This window comes from Acinetobacter tandoii (assembly GCF_008867985.1).
GTDB classification, from domain to species: domain Bacteria; phylum Pseudomonadota; class Gammaproteobacteria; order Pseudomonadales; family Moraxellaceae; genus Acinetobacter; species Acinetobacter tandoii.
Genome location: NZ_VXLD01000007.1, coordinates 1 through 16151, shown reverse-complemented (window position 1 = coordinate 16151; position 16151 = coordinate 1). Strand labels below are relative to the sequence as shown.

The following is a 16151-nucleotide window of genomic DNA, read 5'->3' as shown; positions in this document are numbered from 1 at the left end:
TATTCATCCTTCCATTAACGATGTCGCTGCATAATTTGCTGACTCATTAAGGTATAAACCTCAGCCAAATCAGGTCGTTTTAAATCCACTAATATTGATTGATGCATCTGTAAAATATTCACATCACCGCGTACCGCAGGTCCAGTTTGCATCATTTTAGGATCATTTTGGGTGGCTTTCGCTGCTGTTTCCAAGATCAGCGGATATAACAAACTAAAATCAACTTGCGTCTGATCGACAATTTGCTTGCTCATATCGTAACAGTAATTGGCAAAATTACAGGCAAATACTGCAGCCAAATGCAAACTTAAACGTTGCTGTGAACTATAAGCATAGACACGCTTGCTCAACTGTTGAGCCAAATTCAATAACTGTTTTTGATGGTCTTTATTTGCAGCTTCAATAAATAATGGGGTTTGTTTCCAATCTACCTCTCGTTCTAAACTAAAGGTCTGTAAAGGATAAAATACGCCAGAATTTGAGTGCTGTTGCTGTAGAATTTGCAGATCAGTACTACCCGAAGTATGTACGATCAGAACCTCTGGCAACAACGGTGCAACTTCAGCGATGACGGTGGCAATAGATTGATCGCTGACAGCAAGAATGAGCAAATCAATTTCTGAAGATAAGTCGGTTAATGATCGACATGCTTGTGCTGCCACCTGCTCTGCCAAATGTTGTGACTTTTCCCAAGTTCGACTATATATTTGTACAATTTGATGGTGTTGCTTTAAAGCAGATGCCAAATGGTGGGCAACACGTCCAGCACCAATAAAACTAATTCGCATGTCTACGCTTACTCTCTATTTCTGCGCTAAGCATGCCAATAAAAAAAGGACGAATCAATTCGTCCTTTTTATTTCAAGCAACTTTCTAATTAATTAAAGACATTGTTTAAATAAACAATACGCTCCGACGTTTTTTGATTAAAGCATTTGGTGTATTGCATGTCCTGATTTTGTGCTCTCATTTGCTCATCCCAATAGTTGTAATGCTGTTGGTAAGTTTCACGATCTTTTTCAGCAATATTATGAATGCTCGTTTGCGCAAGCACTTTACAGTCTACATCACGCTTTTCAAACCAATCCGACTGGTCCTGTTGTAATTGTGCTTTTTGCTCACTACTAAAACGATCCCATGTTTGATTCAAACGATCTACCACTTTTGCCTGATCAGCATTGAGTTCTTTCTGACGGATATCCATAGATTTCTGAGCGAGTTCTTGTTGCGCTGCCTCTTCTTGAGCGTTAGCTTCTTGGCTATCTGCAATATCTTTATTCTCTTCTTCATAAGCAGCAAGTTGTACTGCTTTTTCGGTGATATAAACGAGTCCATCTAACACTTTATTTTCTTTTGGTAGCTGGAGTTGAATACCTTCTTTATCCGTTTTAATCAGTTGATAATTAAATGATCCTTTGAGTTGATCATTTTGCATCGTTAAACCATATACTTCACTTTCAATATAGTCTTTAAGCGTCTCTGCTTCTCGTTCACACTCTTCGCAATATTCTGCCTCAAAAGCATTTTCAGCACGTTTCTGTAAACCTTTCGGCATTTTCACGACCAACTCGCTATGACATTCCAGTTGTTTGGCCGTCTCAGGTTGTTCCGTTACTGTTGTAATACTTTTGACTTCAAATTTAATATTCTGCGTGATGGTATCGGTCAGGTTTTTATCCGACTGATAGTAACTCGAGTTACGTAAGGCTTTATCTAACTTTTTCAAATAGTCTTGCTGTAAAGCATTCTTAATCTCTTTTAACTTCGCCTCATTGCTACAGTCCCATTCATTCACTGCGGGTGTGGCTTGTTCTGCTTCGGCGCTGTCTTTCTTTCCCTTAAAGAAATCACAACCCGTTAAAAGCATGCTGCTACATAATGTTGCAAAAACCAAAGAATTGGCAAGTTTATTCATATAAAGCCCAATGTCTGTTTGTTATTTTTCGAGGCGTATTTAAGCAAATTTGGGCTAAAAAAACGAGTAATTAAATCATGAAAGATTTTAAATCGTAAAAAAGGGACTATTTCGTCCCTTTTTTAGTTTTACTGTGAGCTTTCTAGAAAGTCTTGTTCACACTCACACCAACGCTAAAGTTTCGACCATCCGCAGGTTCAAAGAAGCGACTATTACTATCATTAACGATCACAGAACCCACATAGTTTCGATCAAACAAATTATCGACGCGTGCATAAGTATTGATTTTCCAGTCTTTATTGACCCACAAATAGCCAAAATTTGCCGCAACGACCGTATAACTTGGTGCAGTATCGGAATTGATATCATCGACATAAATCTTGTCCATATAACGTGCATCCAAGCCTGCCTGAAAGCCCTGCTCAGGTTGCCATGCCAAGCCTACAAAAGCTTGATTCTTGGCAATTCCGGGAATGTATGTTCCTTTCCGTATCAGCGGCTTAGTTGAGGTTGCTGGAATATCAGCATCAAAAGTCGCATCTAAATAACTATAACTGGTTCGAACATTGAGTGCCTGCCAGAGCTGTTTTTGCCACGATAACTCTAAGCCTTCACGTAAGGTTTTGTCTGCATTGCGAAATGTGCTACGCCCACCATTGGCATCGTCAGGAACAATGTCATTTTTAGTTTCAGTATGAAATACAGCAAAAGTAAACAGCCCTAAGCTATTCTGCGATTTTAATCCAAGTTCTGCGGTATCACTCGTCGCAGGTTTTAAATTAAAATTAATGCCTGAAGTCCCTACTGTAGGATAAGCCATCTCGGTAAAGGTTGGTGTTTCGAAGCCTTTACCATAACTGGTATAAGCATAAAGCTCGGGTAAAATTTCCCAACCCAAAGCGACAGTTGGAAGTAACTTTTGATAATCGGTTGAACCACTGTCATCCCCATTACCTGCGGTGATGTAATGATCTTCGGACTCATAATTGACGTTGCTATAACGTAAACCTGCATCTAAGTGCCACTGTGGTAAAAACTGCCATGAGGCTTGGATGTAAGGATCGAGATTCCATAAGGTATTGATTTCATCACGACGTAAATTACCTTTCACACCATAACGCCCTGTCGCATCAAAGTTTTCATACCCCTGACGATCTTCGCGCATCTGATCAAATGCCAAACCTGCAATAAATGTAGTATTCGGCAAGAGCTCTTTCCCCATCCAACGGAAGTCTGCACCATAATAATCTCGATCAAAATCGATCACTCCACCTGCATGACGAGGATTTTTTTGGGCACTACTCGGGATCGACTGATATTGCACAACCTGCCTATTGCCAAAATAGACCATGCCATACAACTCTTGCTGATCATTCAGTGGTTTGTTCCATGTCAACCCTGTTTGGGTTTGTTCAATTTCTTTACGTACATCATAAATATTTTTAGCATCATTCACTTGCTTCGGATTGGCTTTCCATTGCGCACGATTTAAACCTTGTGGATCATCTGCCTCAATTTTTGTACGGTTTATGAGCCAATTAATCTTACTACCATCCTCCAAATTCCAAGTGAGCTTGGCATTATTCAACACTTTTCGCGCAGCGCTATGATCGCGAAAACCATCAGTATCAAAATAGGAAGAACTAATCACATAAGCGGGTTGATTGGCTTGCTCTGAACCCCCTTGTAATTGAATATTGGCTTGTTGTTTATGGTGGCTGCCTGCATTTAACCCCACTTGAATCGAGTCTTTCCCTTGTCCTTCTTTAGTTTCGGTTAGAATGGTTCCACCCGATGAGTTACCATAAATGGCAGAAAATGGACCTGTTAAAACTTCAATATTGTCCAAGCTGTCTAAATCAATATTAGAACTTTGTCCCTGACCATCAGGCATGGTAGCAGGAATGCCATCGACATAAAGCCGTATGCCCCGCACACCAAAAGTAGAACGCGCTCCAAAGCCACGCATGGAAATTTGCAAATCTTGCGCGTAATTTTCACGGTTATTCATTTGTAAACCCGCTACACCTTGCAATAGTTCAGACACATTCACATGAGTGTTGGATTGCGATGGCGCAACTTCTACTTTATGTATAGAAGCTGGGGTCTGTAACAATTCATTTTCAGTACGTACGGCTTGCACGGTAATGACTGGGAGTTGATATGCTGCTGTATCTTGAGCATACAGTGCCATCGATTTTAGAATCACTGTGGCTAATAAAGCATATTTAAAGGGAAGTGGATTGCGACTATATAATTTCACAAGACATCCTTTTATTATCATCTTGGTAGGAATGTGGAAAGCCCCTCCTCAAGGAAGGACTCTCCCAACAATAATACGTTTTAGTCTTCTAAACTATAAGCAATCACATAATCACCATGATCGGGCGACTGACGCGCACCGCCTGCTGAAATGACCACATATTGCTTACCTGTTTTTGGTGAAATGTAGCTGATTGGCGTACCCTGACTCCCCACAGGTAAACGTGCTTTCCACAATTCTTCACCATTAGATGAATTGAAGGCACGTAAGTAGTAATCTTGTGTTGCTGCAAAGAACACTAAACCACCCTGTGTTGCCATTGGACCGCCAATGGTTGGCATACCAATCGGTGCTTTTAATCCCATTTTGATACCCATTGGACCTGTATCTTCGACTGTACCCAAAGGAACCTGCCATGCAATTTGACGAGTTTTCATATCAATTGCAGTCATGGTACCAAATGGTGGTTTTTGACAAGGAATGCTTAACGCTGACCAGAAACGGTTTTTGTTCACTTTGTATGGTGTGCCTTTCATTGGTACTGCACCCATACCCGTATTCACTTTCTCACCGCCATTGGCTTGAATCGCCAAGTCTTCAGGAGTTTGTTTGATCAACTGAATCCAAAGCCCTAAACGCATGTCGTTCACAAACATATATCGATGCGTTGGATCGAAAGCAATAGAACCCCAGTTCATGCCACCCAGTGAACCTGGAAAGCTTAATGAAACATCAGTACCTGGTGCTGTAAATAGACCTTCATAACGCATCGATTTAAAATTAATACGACACATCAATTGATCAAATGGTGTAGCACCCCACATATCTGATTCAGTCAGCGTTTGATTACCAATTTGTGGCATTTCAATAGAACGCGGTTGGGTCAAACTGTATTGTTCATTTGGAATATCTGCAGCTTTGACAGGCTGTTCAACGACTTTGGTCAATGGTTTACCTGTGACACGGTCAAGCACAAAGAACTGACCAGACTTGGTACCAATGACTACAGCAGGTTTAGTCGAACCATCTTTGAGTGGGAAATCCACCAAACTTGGTTGCATTGGTAAGTCAAAGTCCCATAAATCATTATGAACGGTTTGATAAACCCACTTTTCTTTACCTGTGGTCGCATCAAGTGCCAATACCGAGGTATTGTATTTATGATCTAAAGGTTGACGATTTGCACCCCAAAGGTCAACTGATGAACTTCCCATTGGTAAGAACACGGTATTCATTTGAGGATCATAAGACATAGCCGCCCATGAGTTGGCCGAACTACGTTTATAAGTTTCACCTGGTTTTAACACATAGTTCGGATCTGGATTACGCGGATCGAACGCCCAACGCAATTGACCTGTAATGACATCGTATGCACGAATTACACCACCCGGCATGTCTGCACCGACGTTATCGGCAATACGGCTGCCAATGACAATCGATGTACCTGCAATGGTCGGTGCCGAAGTCACTTCAAAACGTGGCGCTTTAGTACCATCACCTAAGCCTTCAAGCAAATTCACAGTCCCATCAACACCAAAGTCTTTACAACGCTCACCTGTATCAGCATTGACTGCAATTAAACGACCATCAGGGGTATTGGTATAGACACGACGTGGGCAAGCTGTATTGGTCGCGACTGCTGTTACGGCTGTTGCTCCTGCCAAGGTTGGCTGTACCAATGCTTGCGTCGAATCAAAATAAGCAACGCCACGACAACGCTCCCAAGCATCGGCTTTCGAGTTGACTTCAGCTTTCCAGATTTGTTTACCTGTGTCCGCATCCAAAGCAATCATATTGTTATGCGGGGTACACAAAAAGACCTTATTGCCGACCTGTAATGGTGTCATTTGATCTTCTGCACCATTACCCGAACCTGTAGTCATATCGCCCGTTTGGAAGCGCCAAGCTTCCTTAAGTTTAGATACGTTATTTCGGTTAATTTGGTCGAGTGCAGCGAAACGGCTACCGCCTGCATCACTACCATAATGATCCCAATTGACTTGCTGCTTACTTGGTTCGACGGGTACAAGTGGCAATTCCTCACCCGATGCTTGAACGGTTGGGTGTGGAATGAACATACCGTACAAACCACCTAACATACCCAAAACAGTCAATCCACCAACCACATAAGCTGGTGCTGACATTGCTGTTTGTTGCTGGTATTTACGAATAGATGGCAATGTGAATAGCACAGCAGCAAATAAGCCTGCTGGGAACATTAAGCGTGAATGTAGTGGCCAGAATTCCAAGCCTGTATCAATCAATGCCCAAATGACAGTACCAATAAAGACTAAGCTGAATAATCCGACCCCAAGGGCTTGTTTTCGAAAAATGAAAATCGCTGAAACGATCGTCACCAAGCCTGCAATGAAGAAGTACCAAGAGCCACCTAAACTGATGAGCTTTCCGCCACCAATTAAATAAAATAGGCCTGTTAACAATAAGGCCAAGCCTAGGATAAAGCACCATATTTTAAATATGGCTCCTGGCTTAGATTGAGCTTCAGACATACATCTTACTCCAAGTGCCGTGAGTTTAAATGACCACTCCCTCTCTCCTTTGAGTATCATTTATCATCACGAATAAATTCTTGTACTTTCGCATCTACAATGCGAAAGCCTTGACCAAAGTGTTTAAACTAAACAGCACTAATGCTTATATTTTAAACAATTTTCAGTCTAAGTACTGTTAAAAATTAACTTTCATGGTTAAACCTGCCACCCATGCGTCCTCTACTTCTTTTACCCCTGTCGGTTGGTAGATGTATTGCAAGTTTGGTCTGAGCATGACCGCTGGGGACCATTGGTAGGTATAGTTCAGTTCGACATTCAACTCGTCACGTTGAATCGGGACATAGTCACTCGCAACAGCATCATAACTGTAATAACCACGACCTTCATTGGTGGCGATTTGCTTGTCCGTCGCACGATCATTCACGACATAATTGGCTAAACCAAAACCGATGGAATCATTCGGGCGACTGTCAAAAGGCCCTTTGTACCAAAGCGCGAGTTGTTGTGTACTTTCTACAAATGTTGTGGCCTTATCGTTCACTACACCATTAAAGCTAATGTATAAACCACGCTTCGGATCTGCCCCATGCTGTGTGAGTTGCTGTTGTGCATTCAACCAAAAACTGTATTTACCATCTTGCATTTCGCCACTACGAATATCTTTTGCTTCGGCGGTGGAATACAGTGCACCCACTTTATATTCCCCAGGCAAGCCATTAAACGAGGCTAACTTTGGTTTCCAAGCCAACTCTACAGGAATGGTGGCACCCTCAACATTGTCCATATCAAGGTTAAAACCATCACTATTCGATTGTGTTTTGACATTGTCCGGATTGACTTCATACACACCCAAACCAAGTGACCATGCAGGTGCAAATTGGTATTTAAGATTGGTACCCCAGAGTCCTACAGGCCAGTTGTACCAGATCGAACCAATTGATTTGCCTAACTGACCACCACAAAGCAGCAAGTTCTGGAATTCACATTGCGAGCTGTTAAAGTCATCCGACATGCCCATACGTCCAATCTTGAATTGAACACGGTTATCATCAAATCCTGTTTTGATCCATGCTTGGGTGAGGCGCCAGATTTTTCCACGCCCGTAAATTTCTTGCGTATTCCCTAAAGTGCTGGCACGCGGGTCTTTAATGCGTTCAAGCGTTAATGAGTTACCATCACGTTTGGTAATCATTAAGCCAGCTGTAGTATTTTCCCAACCTGCAATTTTGCTTAAATCGAAATTAGCGCCTAAAGTCAGTTGTCCCGCATTTTCCAGAGTATTGTCATCGTTATAACCGCCAGCCAAATTGGTTGCCGCCTGACTCATAATAGCAGCGGTAAATTTGTAACCTTGATCTTCCAGTTGCTTCCGTTCACCGTTCCAATCACCCAATAACCATTGACGGTCTGCCGAATAAAACTCATTGGCTGAAGCCAATTGGCAAGTTAAAAGCGCCAAAGATAATGTACCTAGTTTTAATAGTTGTTGCATACCAAACATCCTTTTCTGTGAGGAAAGCTCAACTTTAGTGAGCTTTCCATGCGGTTTTTATTATTTAATGCGAATGGCTGGACTCAGTTCAGAAGTAGCGCCCAAGTGATCTGTGACATTCGCGGTGACATTCGCCACACCACTCGCTACTTTCCATGTTGCTTGACCTTGACCTTGTGCATTGGTTGTTAAAACTTGCATTCCTAAATACTGTTCAGCTTCTTGAGCATTCGCTTGGCGATTGGTAAAGAATTCAACGTGGTAGCGTTGATTTGGCTGTGCTTGAACTGTAGCAGTGACTTGACCTTTGCTATAGCTTAAACGTGGCGCTTGAATGTTTTGGTTTGGCATCGCATTACAGCCCTGTTCATTTGGCTGGGTACAAGTTTTTTGAAGTTTCGCATCTTCAATGACCACACCACCACCACGAGAACCCACAAAACCTGCATGTTCTAGCGCAGGTACAGCAAACACAATCGCACCCAAACGTTGATTCGGTACACATGAACCACCTGCTTCACAGCGCTTAATATCTTTACCATTGTCCCAAATTAAGTTTTTGGTCAAGGTTGTGCGGGCATTGGCATCTTTTTCTGAACGAATGGCTATTCCTAAACGGTTACCATGAACTTTATTACTATCAAAGATGTTGCCATCCCCCGTTAAGTTAAAACCAATCGAGTTGTTTGTCAGTTCGTTATAGGCAACATAGTTACGTTTGCCCCAGTTAATTTGCAAACCATCGGAGTAGTTTTCAAATTTGTTACCGACCACGGCATTATCATTGCCCCAAAGAATCTCGATGCCCTGAGATGGCTCGGGGTTGGCTTTGGTTGAAGTAAACAAATTATTAGCAACAAGATTAAATGCCGCACCACGCGTTAGCTCTAAACCATCACCATTATCTACAAATAAGTTGTTCAAAACTTTGTTATTATTGGTGGTAGTTGAGGTTGGATTGCCCTTACCATCATCACCTGTCAGCATCACACCTGAGCCACCGTAGTTATTACTAATACGGTTATGTTGAATCAGGTTATTGCTCGAACGATTAATCAAAACACCAATACAAAAACGGTGAATATCAAGCCCTTTTAAGGTCACACCATTCACATCTTGTAGCACTAGACCGGGTAAAGTCATGGTACGAACGTTGGTACCATACTGTTCAGGGTTAGCACCTGGGCAGGCTTTGGCACCCTCACCTTTAATATAGTTTGAACCATCAATGGCAATAAACTCGCCTGTTTTGTCCCACTGGGTACCAATAATTTTTACAGAAGATTTAATTGGTGGTAAAGCTTGATTCAGCTTAATGACATAAGGAGCCTTACCTACAGCTTGAATCTGAATTTCATTTGTTTGTGCAGCATTGGCATTGGATTGTTCAATTGCCCAACGTAATGAACCTTTTGCACTATCATCCTGATAGCGGTCAACAATATAAGTTTCTGCACTAGCCAAACCAGAAGCCGCCAAACTTAAAACCAGTGTAGTGAAACGTAAAGTTGATAATTTCATGTTCAAATCCTTTTATATCTTGAAGTCTTAAGGTGTAGGCTGCACAGTTTTAAGGAACTGCTTAAGTTGGGTCACATCAATTTGACCTGGTGCTGAAGCCTCACCAATCATGCCGAAACTTAGGCTCCCCCCCATGTTGGCAGTTGCCACTCGTGAGATCGTGCCTAACTGCCCCATCGACATAGTCAGCAGGGGTTTTTGACTTTTTTGGCTGACTGCCAATGTTGCGTTCATTAAGGTAAAGACATCTTGTTTAGATTTCGGCATCACCGCAATTTTCAAAATATCTGCACCCATTTGGTCTTGTTTGAACAAACGGTTTTCAATTTCTTGTTGTTCTGGCGTTTTATTAAAATCGTGATTCGACATGATCACTAACACATGTTTATCATGCGCCAATTTGGTTAATTTTGCGACACTTTCTGCATCACGGAACATCTCGATATCGAGCAATTGCATGAATGGCTTTTTCAAATATTCACGATAAATCTTTTCATAGTCCTGGTCAGACACCGTCATTTTTCCGCCTTCGTTATGGGTACGAATGGTGGCAATTAAGGGTTTATCTTTTAGAATTTGATTTAACTGCTGACCCAGTGCGATGACTTTTTTTGTGTCTGCAGAAAATTCGAGTAAATCAATACGGAACTCAGCCAAATCTGCATCTGGATTACTCGCAATTACTTTGGCTTGTGCAAGTGCTTGTTCAGCCGTTTTTGCAGTAATGGGTACAATGGTTTTAGCAGGCAAATCACCAATATTGACGTTTTTGACCATATAGTGTTGTACATGAGATTGAGCTGTTTCAGCTGCAAATGTCGCTGGCATTGCTGCGATAACTGCACTGCTTAAGCAGAGTTGCATCGCTAATTTTTTGATGGTAATCATTACAGTTCCTTGTATTTTCAAACTATTGCCTGACTTCAGTCATCAGCCGCAAACATACGTGGGATTCATGCAATGGGACATGCAATCACCACGTATAAACTTTTTTCTCTTTAATAAGCGCAAGCTTTCTTGCGCTTTTCATGAGCTTAGATATCTAGAAAGACTGTTTCGTCTTCGCCTTGTATACGAATGTCAAAGCGATAAACCACTTCACCGTCACGCTCTTCGCGCTTGGCAATTAAAGTCTGACGACGTGGTGCCCATTCAATGCCTTTGAGCACAGGATCTTGTGCATTTGCTTCCGCTTCATCATCAAAGTAAACACGCGTGTTTAAGCCAATATTGATGCCACGTGCAAAAATGATCAGTGCAATATGCGGGGCTTGGGTTGTACCTTTTCGGCCTGGAACAGCACCTGGCTTAATGGTGTTAAAACTCCAGAAACCTGTTTCGAAGTCTGCACCTGTACGTCCCCAACCAAGAAAATTAGGGTCAACTGCTTTGCCTTGAATGTCGGCCGCACTTGGATACACACCATTGGCATCAGCTTGCCAAATCTCGATTAAAACATCACGTAATGGTAAACCTAAGCCGTCAAACACCTGACCTTCCAAGCGAATACGTTCACCTAAAGTGTTTTCTTTAACCAGTTGGTTGTTAAAGTTATTTTCAAAGACTTCAATGTTGGCTTGTTTTGGTAACAAACCAATGTGTACATATGGTCCACCTGTTTGAGATGGAGTTTCATGCAATTCTTGAAAGTTCCAATTGTTCATGTTGTTCTCCCTGAATTAAGTCAAATCATTTTCGAAATAAGTCGCACGACGACCACGTAAAGTGATGTCAAAGCGATAACAACGGCTGTCTGCTTCAATGAAGTTGCTCTTGTCTTCTAAAGCAATCAATGCACGACGTTGTTCTTCCGAAGGAATGGTTTTAATAATTGGACACGAATCAATGAGCGTATCGCCTTCAAAGTAGAACTGCGAAATGAGACGTTGTGCCCAACCATCAGCAATCAAAGAGAAATGAATGTGTGCAGGACGCCATTCATTAATACGGTTACGCCAAGGGTACGGACCTGGTTTAATGGTACGGAATACAAAATAACCATTGGCATCAGTCATCATGCGACCACAGCCGCCAAAGTTCGGGTCCATTGCACCAATAAATTGGTCATTTGGATGACGATAACGACCAGAAGCATTGGCTTGCCAAACTTCGAGCAAAGCATTTTTGACTGGGCGACCAAACTGATCACGGACATAACCATGCACAATAATGCGCTCACCAATCGGCAAACCTTCTTTGGCATAGTTCAAGATCAAATCATTATCTTTAGGACCAAACTGGTCTGCACTGAAATGCGGTGCGGTCACTTCAGTTAAAGTTTCTGCAATTGAGATCAATGCATTTTTAGGCGAGCGTAATACACTGGTTTTGTAGCCAGGTGCGTATGCTGGCGGATGATCATCGGTATTGCGTTGTGCGTATGCACCTAAAATAAGTTGCGACATGTGACGTCCCTCTTAATCTTGTTCCATTACTCTTGATTGGTTTGTTCTGAATCAGATTGCAGTTCACTGAGTTTTTTTGGTGCAATGCCCAAATCTGCAAATACCTCTTCTGCCATATGCATGGCTGCATTGGCTGCTGGTAGACCTGCATAGAGTGAGCAGTGCAGAATCAATTCTTTTAACTCATCCTTAGTCACACCATTGTTAAAACAAGCACGTAAATGCATACGTAATTCGTCTTCACGCCCTAGAGACAATAAAATTGCAATCGTCACTAAACTGCGGGTATGGCGGGGCAAACCTGGTCTAGACCACACTTCACCCCATGCAAAACGGCTGATAAAATTTTGAAAATCTGCGTTGAAATCATTCAGGTTCTCGATCGAACGATTCACATGCTTTTCACCTAGCACTTCAGTTCGGACTTTGATCCCTTGTTCATAGCGTTGTTCATCATTCATGGGAGAATCCTCAATTAAGTTGCGTCAGTATGTGCAACAAGTGATTTAACAAAAATTGCGACAGCCGCTGCCGTTGCAGGAATCATGAGTAAGCTCAAAATTGCAGTAAACGACCAGTCATTGCCGAGTAATACCGCACCAATCCAAGCACCAAATACCGCACCGAAACGACCAATTCCAGACATCCAAGCCACACCTGTTGCACGGCATTGCGTCGGGTAAAAACGAGCGCTGAGTGCTGGCATAGCCGACTGTGCACCATTAATTGCAACACCTGCGCAAAGCACTAAAATGGCAAGTAATGTCGGGTTTGCTAAGCTCTGCCCCACAGCGAAGGCAAAGATTCCAGCGACAAAATAGAAACCAGCAATAATACGGTTCGGATTGAAGCGATCCATTGCCCAGCCAATAAATAAAGCGCTGAGTACACCGCCAAATTGGAACAAACCACCGATGAATGCTGCACGCTCTAAAGAAGCCCCTGTTTCACGCATTAAAGTTGGTAACCAACTGGTGAGTAGGTAAATCATCACCAAACCCATGAAATAGGTCAGCCACAATAAAACTGTACCTTTGACATATTTTTGAGAGAACAGCATGCCAAACACGCCTTTCTTCTCTGCACCTTCTGCTTTTTCCTCTGGCACATGAAACTCAGTGACACCTTGTACTTGCGTCGGTGCAATACGCGTCAAAATTTGATGAACTTTGGCATTATCACGACCTTTCACAATCAAGAAACGATAGGATTCTGGCAGGAAGAAAATCACCAAAAGCATCAAAATCAGTGGTGACCAACCGCCGAGTAAAAACAAACTGTGCCAACCAAAGGTTGGGATTAACCAACTGCTGATGAAACCACCCGTCGCCATACCCAAGTTATAACCACAGAACATACAGGTCACGAGTAACGAGCGGGAGCGCTGCGGGCAATATTCAGAAAATAGCGTGGTTGCATTCGGCATTGCCGCGCCCAAACCAATACCCGTTAAAAAGCGCAGTATCACTAAAGTGTTTAAGTCAGTTGCATATGCTGATGCCAAAGTAAAACCACCGAAAATCAGCATCGAAACGCTTAAAACAATCTTTCGCCCAAAGCGGTCAGCGGTTGGACCAGACACCAAAGCGCCAATAATCATGCCGCCTAAGGCTGCACTCATGACTGGACCCAGTTGCGAACGGTCTATACCCCAGTCTTGTGCTAAAGCGGGAGCAATAAAACCCATTGCTGCAGTATCAATACCGTCAACAAAAACAATGAGAAAACATACAATTGCGATAAGCCACTGATATTTGCTAATCGGTGCATCATTAATCAGTGCTTGTGCGTCTATACTCGTTTTTTGAGTAGCGTATTCCTGAGACGCCATACCTGCCTCCTTGGGCTGAAAGTCCTTTTAAAATCCTTAAACTATTGAATCGATCCAATAAACTGGCTGAGGGTTTGGGTAAACAGCTCAGGTTGCTCAATATTGGAAAGATGCGATGCATCAATCACCGCAAGTTCACTCTTTTGAATCTGTTGTTGCATAAAGACGCCATCTGCCACTGTCGTGACTGGATCAAATGCGCCTGCAATCAATAAAGTAGGAATCTGAATCTGTTGAATTTCTTCGCTCAAATCTGCTTGCGCCAATACACGGCAAGATTCTGCATAACCCATTGCTGGCGTAGTCGCTAAAGACTGAATGGTGCGCTGTGCCAAAGCATCATGTTGATAATCAAACTGTTCACTGAACCAACGGGTGTGCGTAGTTTTGACCAAATCTGCTAAGCCATTGGCTGTCACTGCATCTGCACGTGCATTCCAACCCTCTTCAGTCCAAATTTTGGCTGCTGAGTTCGCCACAGTTATGCTATGAAAACGATCCGCATGGTGAATACCGAGCCATAAAGCCGTCATGCCACCCATCGAAATTCCACAAAAATGCGCTTTTTCAATGTTTAAACCATCAAGAATATCAATCACATCTTCTGCAAGATTTTGTACAGTGGTTTGCTCAATCACATCGCTTTGTCCATGACCACGCGTGTCATAAGTCACCACTTTGAACTGCTGTTCAAAAGCAGCAACTTGGGGCTGCCACATGCTTTTATCTGTACCCAATGAGTTTGAAAATACAATCACAGGCGCATTGTCTTGCCCACTGATCGCAACAGATAAAGTCTTACCTTGACGATTGGTCATCGTGATATTCACTTTGCCTCTCCTTTTGCTTCTTGCAACACCGCATTAATCTGGTCTTGAATATTGCCAAGATAAGATTCGGGTTTAAAAATTTCTAAAACCTGAGCTACGCTGAATAAGTCTTTAACTTGATCCAATTCAGCAATCACATCTCTTAAATGCACGCCTTTTGCAACAGCTGTTTTACACGCATCCTCTACCAGATGATGAGCCTGTAAACGTCCGATGTGTGGCGCCAATGCCATCATCACCGCTTCTGCCATAATTAAGCCTTGAGTACATTCCAAATTGCGCTGCATGTTCTCTGCACTAACTTGCATCCCTTGTAAAACATCCAAAGTTCGCTCTAAAGCACCAGCACAGAGTTGGAAAATTTCAGGCAATGCTAGCCATTCCGCATGCCATCCCCCTAGACTGCGCTCATGTTCTTGCACCATGCTTTGATACAAACTCGACATCAACACAGGGACACGATTGGCTGCTGCCAATACAGATGCCGCCGTGACAGGATTGCGCTTATGTGGCATAGTGGATGAACCACCACGACCTTTTGCGGTTGGCTCAAACACTTCAGCAATTTCAGTTTGCATCATCAAAGACCAGTCACGTGCCATCTTGCCCAAGCTACCTGTCACCATTGCTAAGACGCTCGCGATTTCAACAATACGGTCGCGCTCACCATGCCAAGTACAGCTTGGAACAGAAAGTTTTAACTGCGCTGCAAATGCTTGTACAACTGCTGTGCCTTGATGCTGCAAAGAAGCCAATGAACCGACTGCACCACCCAATTGAGCAGTCAACACGCGTGATTTCATGGCTTCAATACGGGCCAAATCACGATGAAAGGCCGAAGCCCAACGTGCTAATTTATGACCTAAGGTAATGGGTAAACCTTGCTGCAACCACGTGCGCCCAATCATCACTTGTGAGCGATACTGTTCTGCTTGAGCCAAAGCTGTGCGATAACATTGTTGAATTAAAGCTTCAACATGTGTCATTGCTGCACGGCACTGCAAAATACAGGCAGTATCTAAAATGTCTTGACTGGTTGCACCCCAATGTACATAACGTGCAGCATCTTCATCGTTTTGTTTCACAATCGCAGTTAATTGCTTCACAAAAGGGATCGCGATATTGCCCGCCAAGCCTGTAGCAACAGCTAAAGCATCAAAGTCAATCTGATCGAGTGCAGTTGCTGCAATGTTGGAAATTGCGGTTGCGGCAGATTCTGGAATGACACCGACTTGAGCCTGTGCTTGTGCCAAGGCAACTTCCGCCTCAATCATGTAAGACACCAAAGCGCGATCACTGAAAATTTCAGTCACCTCGTTTTGGTAAAATAAGCTGGCATATAACTGGCTCATGATCGCTATCCTTAACTCTGCTTTAAACC

At 42.9% G+C, this 16151-nt stretch carries 13 protein-coding genes; all 13 read right to left on the bottom strand.

Features of this window, described 5'->3' with window-relative positions; all coding sequences use genetic code 11:
• Positions 1–14: 14 nt before the first annotated feature.
• On the bottom strand, positions 15–788 hold the full coding sequence (locus tag F4W09_RS11280; RefSeq protein WP_151504863.1) for a Rossmann-like and DUF2520 domain-containing protein: 774 nt from the start codon (positions 786–788) through the stop codon (positions 15–17).
• A gap of 89 nt (positions 789–877) precedes the next feature.
• A complete protein-coding gene (locus F4W09_RS11275) occupies positions 878–1915 on the bottom strand; it encodes a DUF1311 domain-containing protein (RefSeq protein WP_151504862.1) in 1038 nt (345 codons plus the stop codon).
• 142 nt (positions 1916–2057) lie between these two features.
• Entirely contained in the window at positions 2058–4109 is a 2052-nt protein-coding gene (locus F4W09_RS11270) for a TonB-dependent receptor domain-containing protein (RefSeq protein ID WP_244948568.1), read from the bottom strand.
• 149 nt (positions 4110–4258) lie between these two features.
• A complete protein-coding gene (locus tag F4W09_RS11265) occupies positions 4259–6688 on the bottom strand; it encodes a glucose/quinate/shikimate family membrane-bound PQQ-dependent dehydrogenase (RefSeq protein WP_151504860.1) in 2430 nt (809 codons plus the stop codon).
• Positions 6689–6866: 178 nt separating this feature from the next.
• Positions 6867–8183, bottom strand: a complete 1317-nt coding sequence (locus F4W09_RS11260) for a carbohydrate porin (protein ID WP_151504859.1) — start codon at positions 8181–8183, stop codon at positions 6867–6869.
• Between the two features lie 60 nt (positions 8184–8243).
• The gene (locus tag F4W09_RS11255; RefSeq protein WP_151504858.1) at positions 8244–9704 is read right to left on the bottom strand and encodes a right-handed parallel beta-helix repeat-containing protein; all 1461 of its coding nucleotides are present in this window, start codon (positions 9702–9704) and stop codon (positions 8244–8246) included.
• Between the two features lie 27 nt (positions 9705–9731).
• Positions 9732–10592 (bottom strand): type I 3-dehydroquinate dehydratase, encoded by an 861-nt coding sequence (gene aroD, locus F4W09_RS11250; protein ID WP_151504857.1) that lies wholly within the window; start codon positions 10590–10592, stop codon positions 9732–9734.
• A gap of 146 nt (positions 10593–10738) precedes the next feature.
• On the bottom strand, positions 10739–11368 hold the full coding sequence (pcaG, locus tag F4W09_RS11245; RefSeq protein ID WP_131273766.1) for a protocatechuate 3,4-dioxygenase subunit alpha: 630 nt from the start codon (positions 11366–11368) through the stop codon (positions 10739–10741).
• Positions 11369–11383: 15 nt separating this feature from the next.
• On the bottom strand, positions 11384–12109 hold the full coding sequence (pcaH, locus tag F4W09_RS11240) for a protocatechuate 3,4-dioxygenase subunit beta (protein WP_016167603.1): 726 nt from the start codon (positions 12107–12109) through the stop codon (positions 11384–11386).
• Between the two features lie 26 nt (positions 12110–12135).
• Positions 12136–12570: a 4-carboxymuconolactone decarboxylase gene (pcaC, locus tag F4W09_RS11235; protein ID WP_044740783.1), complete on the bottom strand. Its 435-nt coding sequence runs from the start codon at positions 12568–12570 to the stop codon at positions 12136–12138.
• A 14-nt stretch (positions 12571–12584) separates the two neighbouring features.
• Positions 12585–13940 carry a 4-hydroxybenzoate transporter PcaK gene (pcaK, locus tag F4W09_RS11230; RefSeq protein ID WP_104442264.1) on the bottom strand — a complete coding sequence of 452 codons (1356 nt, stop codon included), beginning with the start codon at positions 13938–13940 and terminating at the stop codon, positions 12585–12587.
• A gap of 41 nt (positions 13941–13981) precedes the next feature.
• The gene (gene pcaD / locus F4W09_RS11225; protein ID WP_418655090.1) at positions 13982–14758 is read right to left on the bottom strand and encodes a 3-oxoadipate enol-lactonase; all 777 of its coding nucleotides are present in this window, start codon (positions 14756–14758) and stop codon (positions 13982–13984) included.
• An 8-nt stretch (positions 14759–14766) separates the two neighbouring features.
• Positions 14767–16122 carry a 3-carboxy-cis,cis-muconate cycloisomerase gene (gene pcaB, locus F4W09_RS11220; RefSeq protein ID WP_151504855.1) on the bottom strand — a complete coding sequence of 452 codons (1356 nt, stop codon included), beginning with the start codon at positions 16120–16122 and terminating at the stop codon, positions 14767–14769.
• Between the last annotated feature and the right edge of the window lie 29 nt (positions 16123–16151).

Coding starts and splice junctions, on each gene's coding strand:
- F4W09_RS11255 (WP_151504858.1), bottom strand. CDS start 9,704: ATGAAATTATCAACTTTACGTTTCACTACACTGGTTTTAAGTTTGGCG.
- pcaK (WP_104442264.1), bottom strand. CDS start 13,940: ATGGCGTCTCAGGAATACGCTACTCAAAAAACGAGTATAGACGCACAA.
- pcaH (WP_016167603.1), bottom strand. CDS start 12,109: ATGTCGCAACTTATTTTAGGTGCATACGCACAACGCAATACCGATGAT.
- F4W09_RS11280 (WP_151504863.1), bottom strand. CDS start 788: ATGCGAATTAGTTTTATTGGTGCTGGACGTGTTGCCCACCATTTGGCA.
- F4W09_RS11275 (WP_151504862.1), bottom strand. CDS start 1,915: ATGAATAAACTTGCCAATTCTTTGGTTTTTGCAACATTATGTAGCAGC.
- aroD (WP_151504857.1), bottom strand. CDS start 10,592: ATGATTACCATCAAAAAATTAGCGATGCAACTCTGCTTAAGCAGTGCA.
- F4W09_RS11265 (WP_151504860.1), bottom strand. CDS start 6,688: ATGTCTGAAGCTCAATCTAAGCCAGGAGCCATATTTAAAATATGGTGC.
- pcaB (WP_151504855.1), bottom strand. CDS start 16,122: ATGAGCCAGTTATATGCCAGCTTATTTTACCAAAACGAGGTGACTGAA.
- pcaG (WP_131273766.1), bottom strand. CDS start 11,368: ATGAACAATTGGAACTTTCAAGAATTGCATGAAACTCCATCTCAAACA.
- pcaC (WP_044740783.1), bottom strand. CDS start 12,570: ATGAATGATGAACAACGCTATGAACAAGGGATCAAAGTCCGAACTGAA.
- F4W09_RS11270 (WP_244948568.1), bottom strand. CDS start 4,109: ATGGCACTGTATGCTCAAGATACAGCAGCATATCAACTCCCAGTCATT.
- F4W09_RS11260 (WP_151504859.1), bottom strand. CDS start 8,183: ATGCAACAACTATTAAAACTAGGTACATTATCTTTGGCGCTTTTAACT.
- pcaD (WP_418655090.1), bottom strand. CDS start 14,758: ATGACCAATCGTCAAGGTAAGACTTTATCTGTTGCGATCAGTGGGCAA.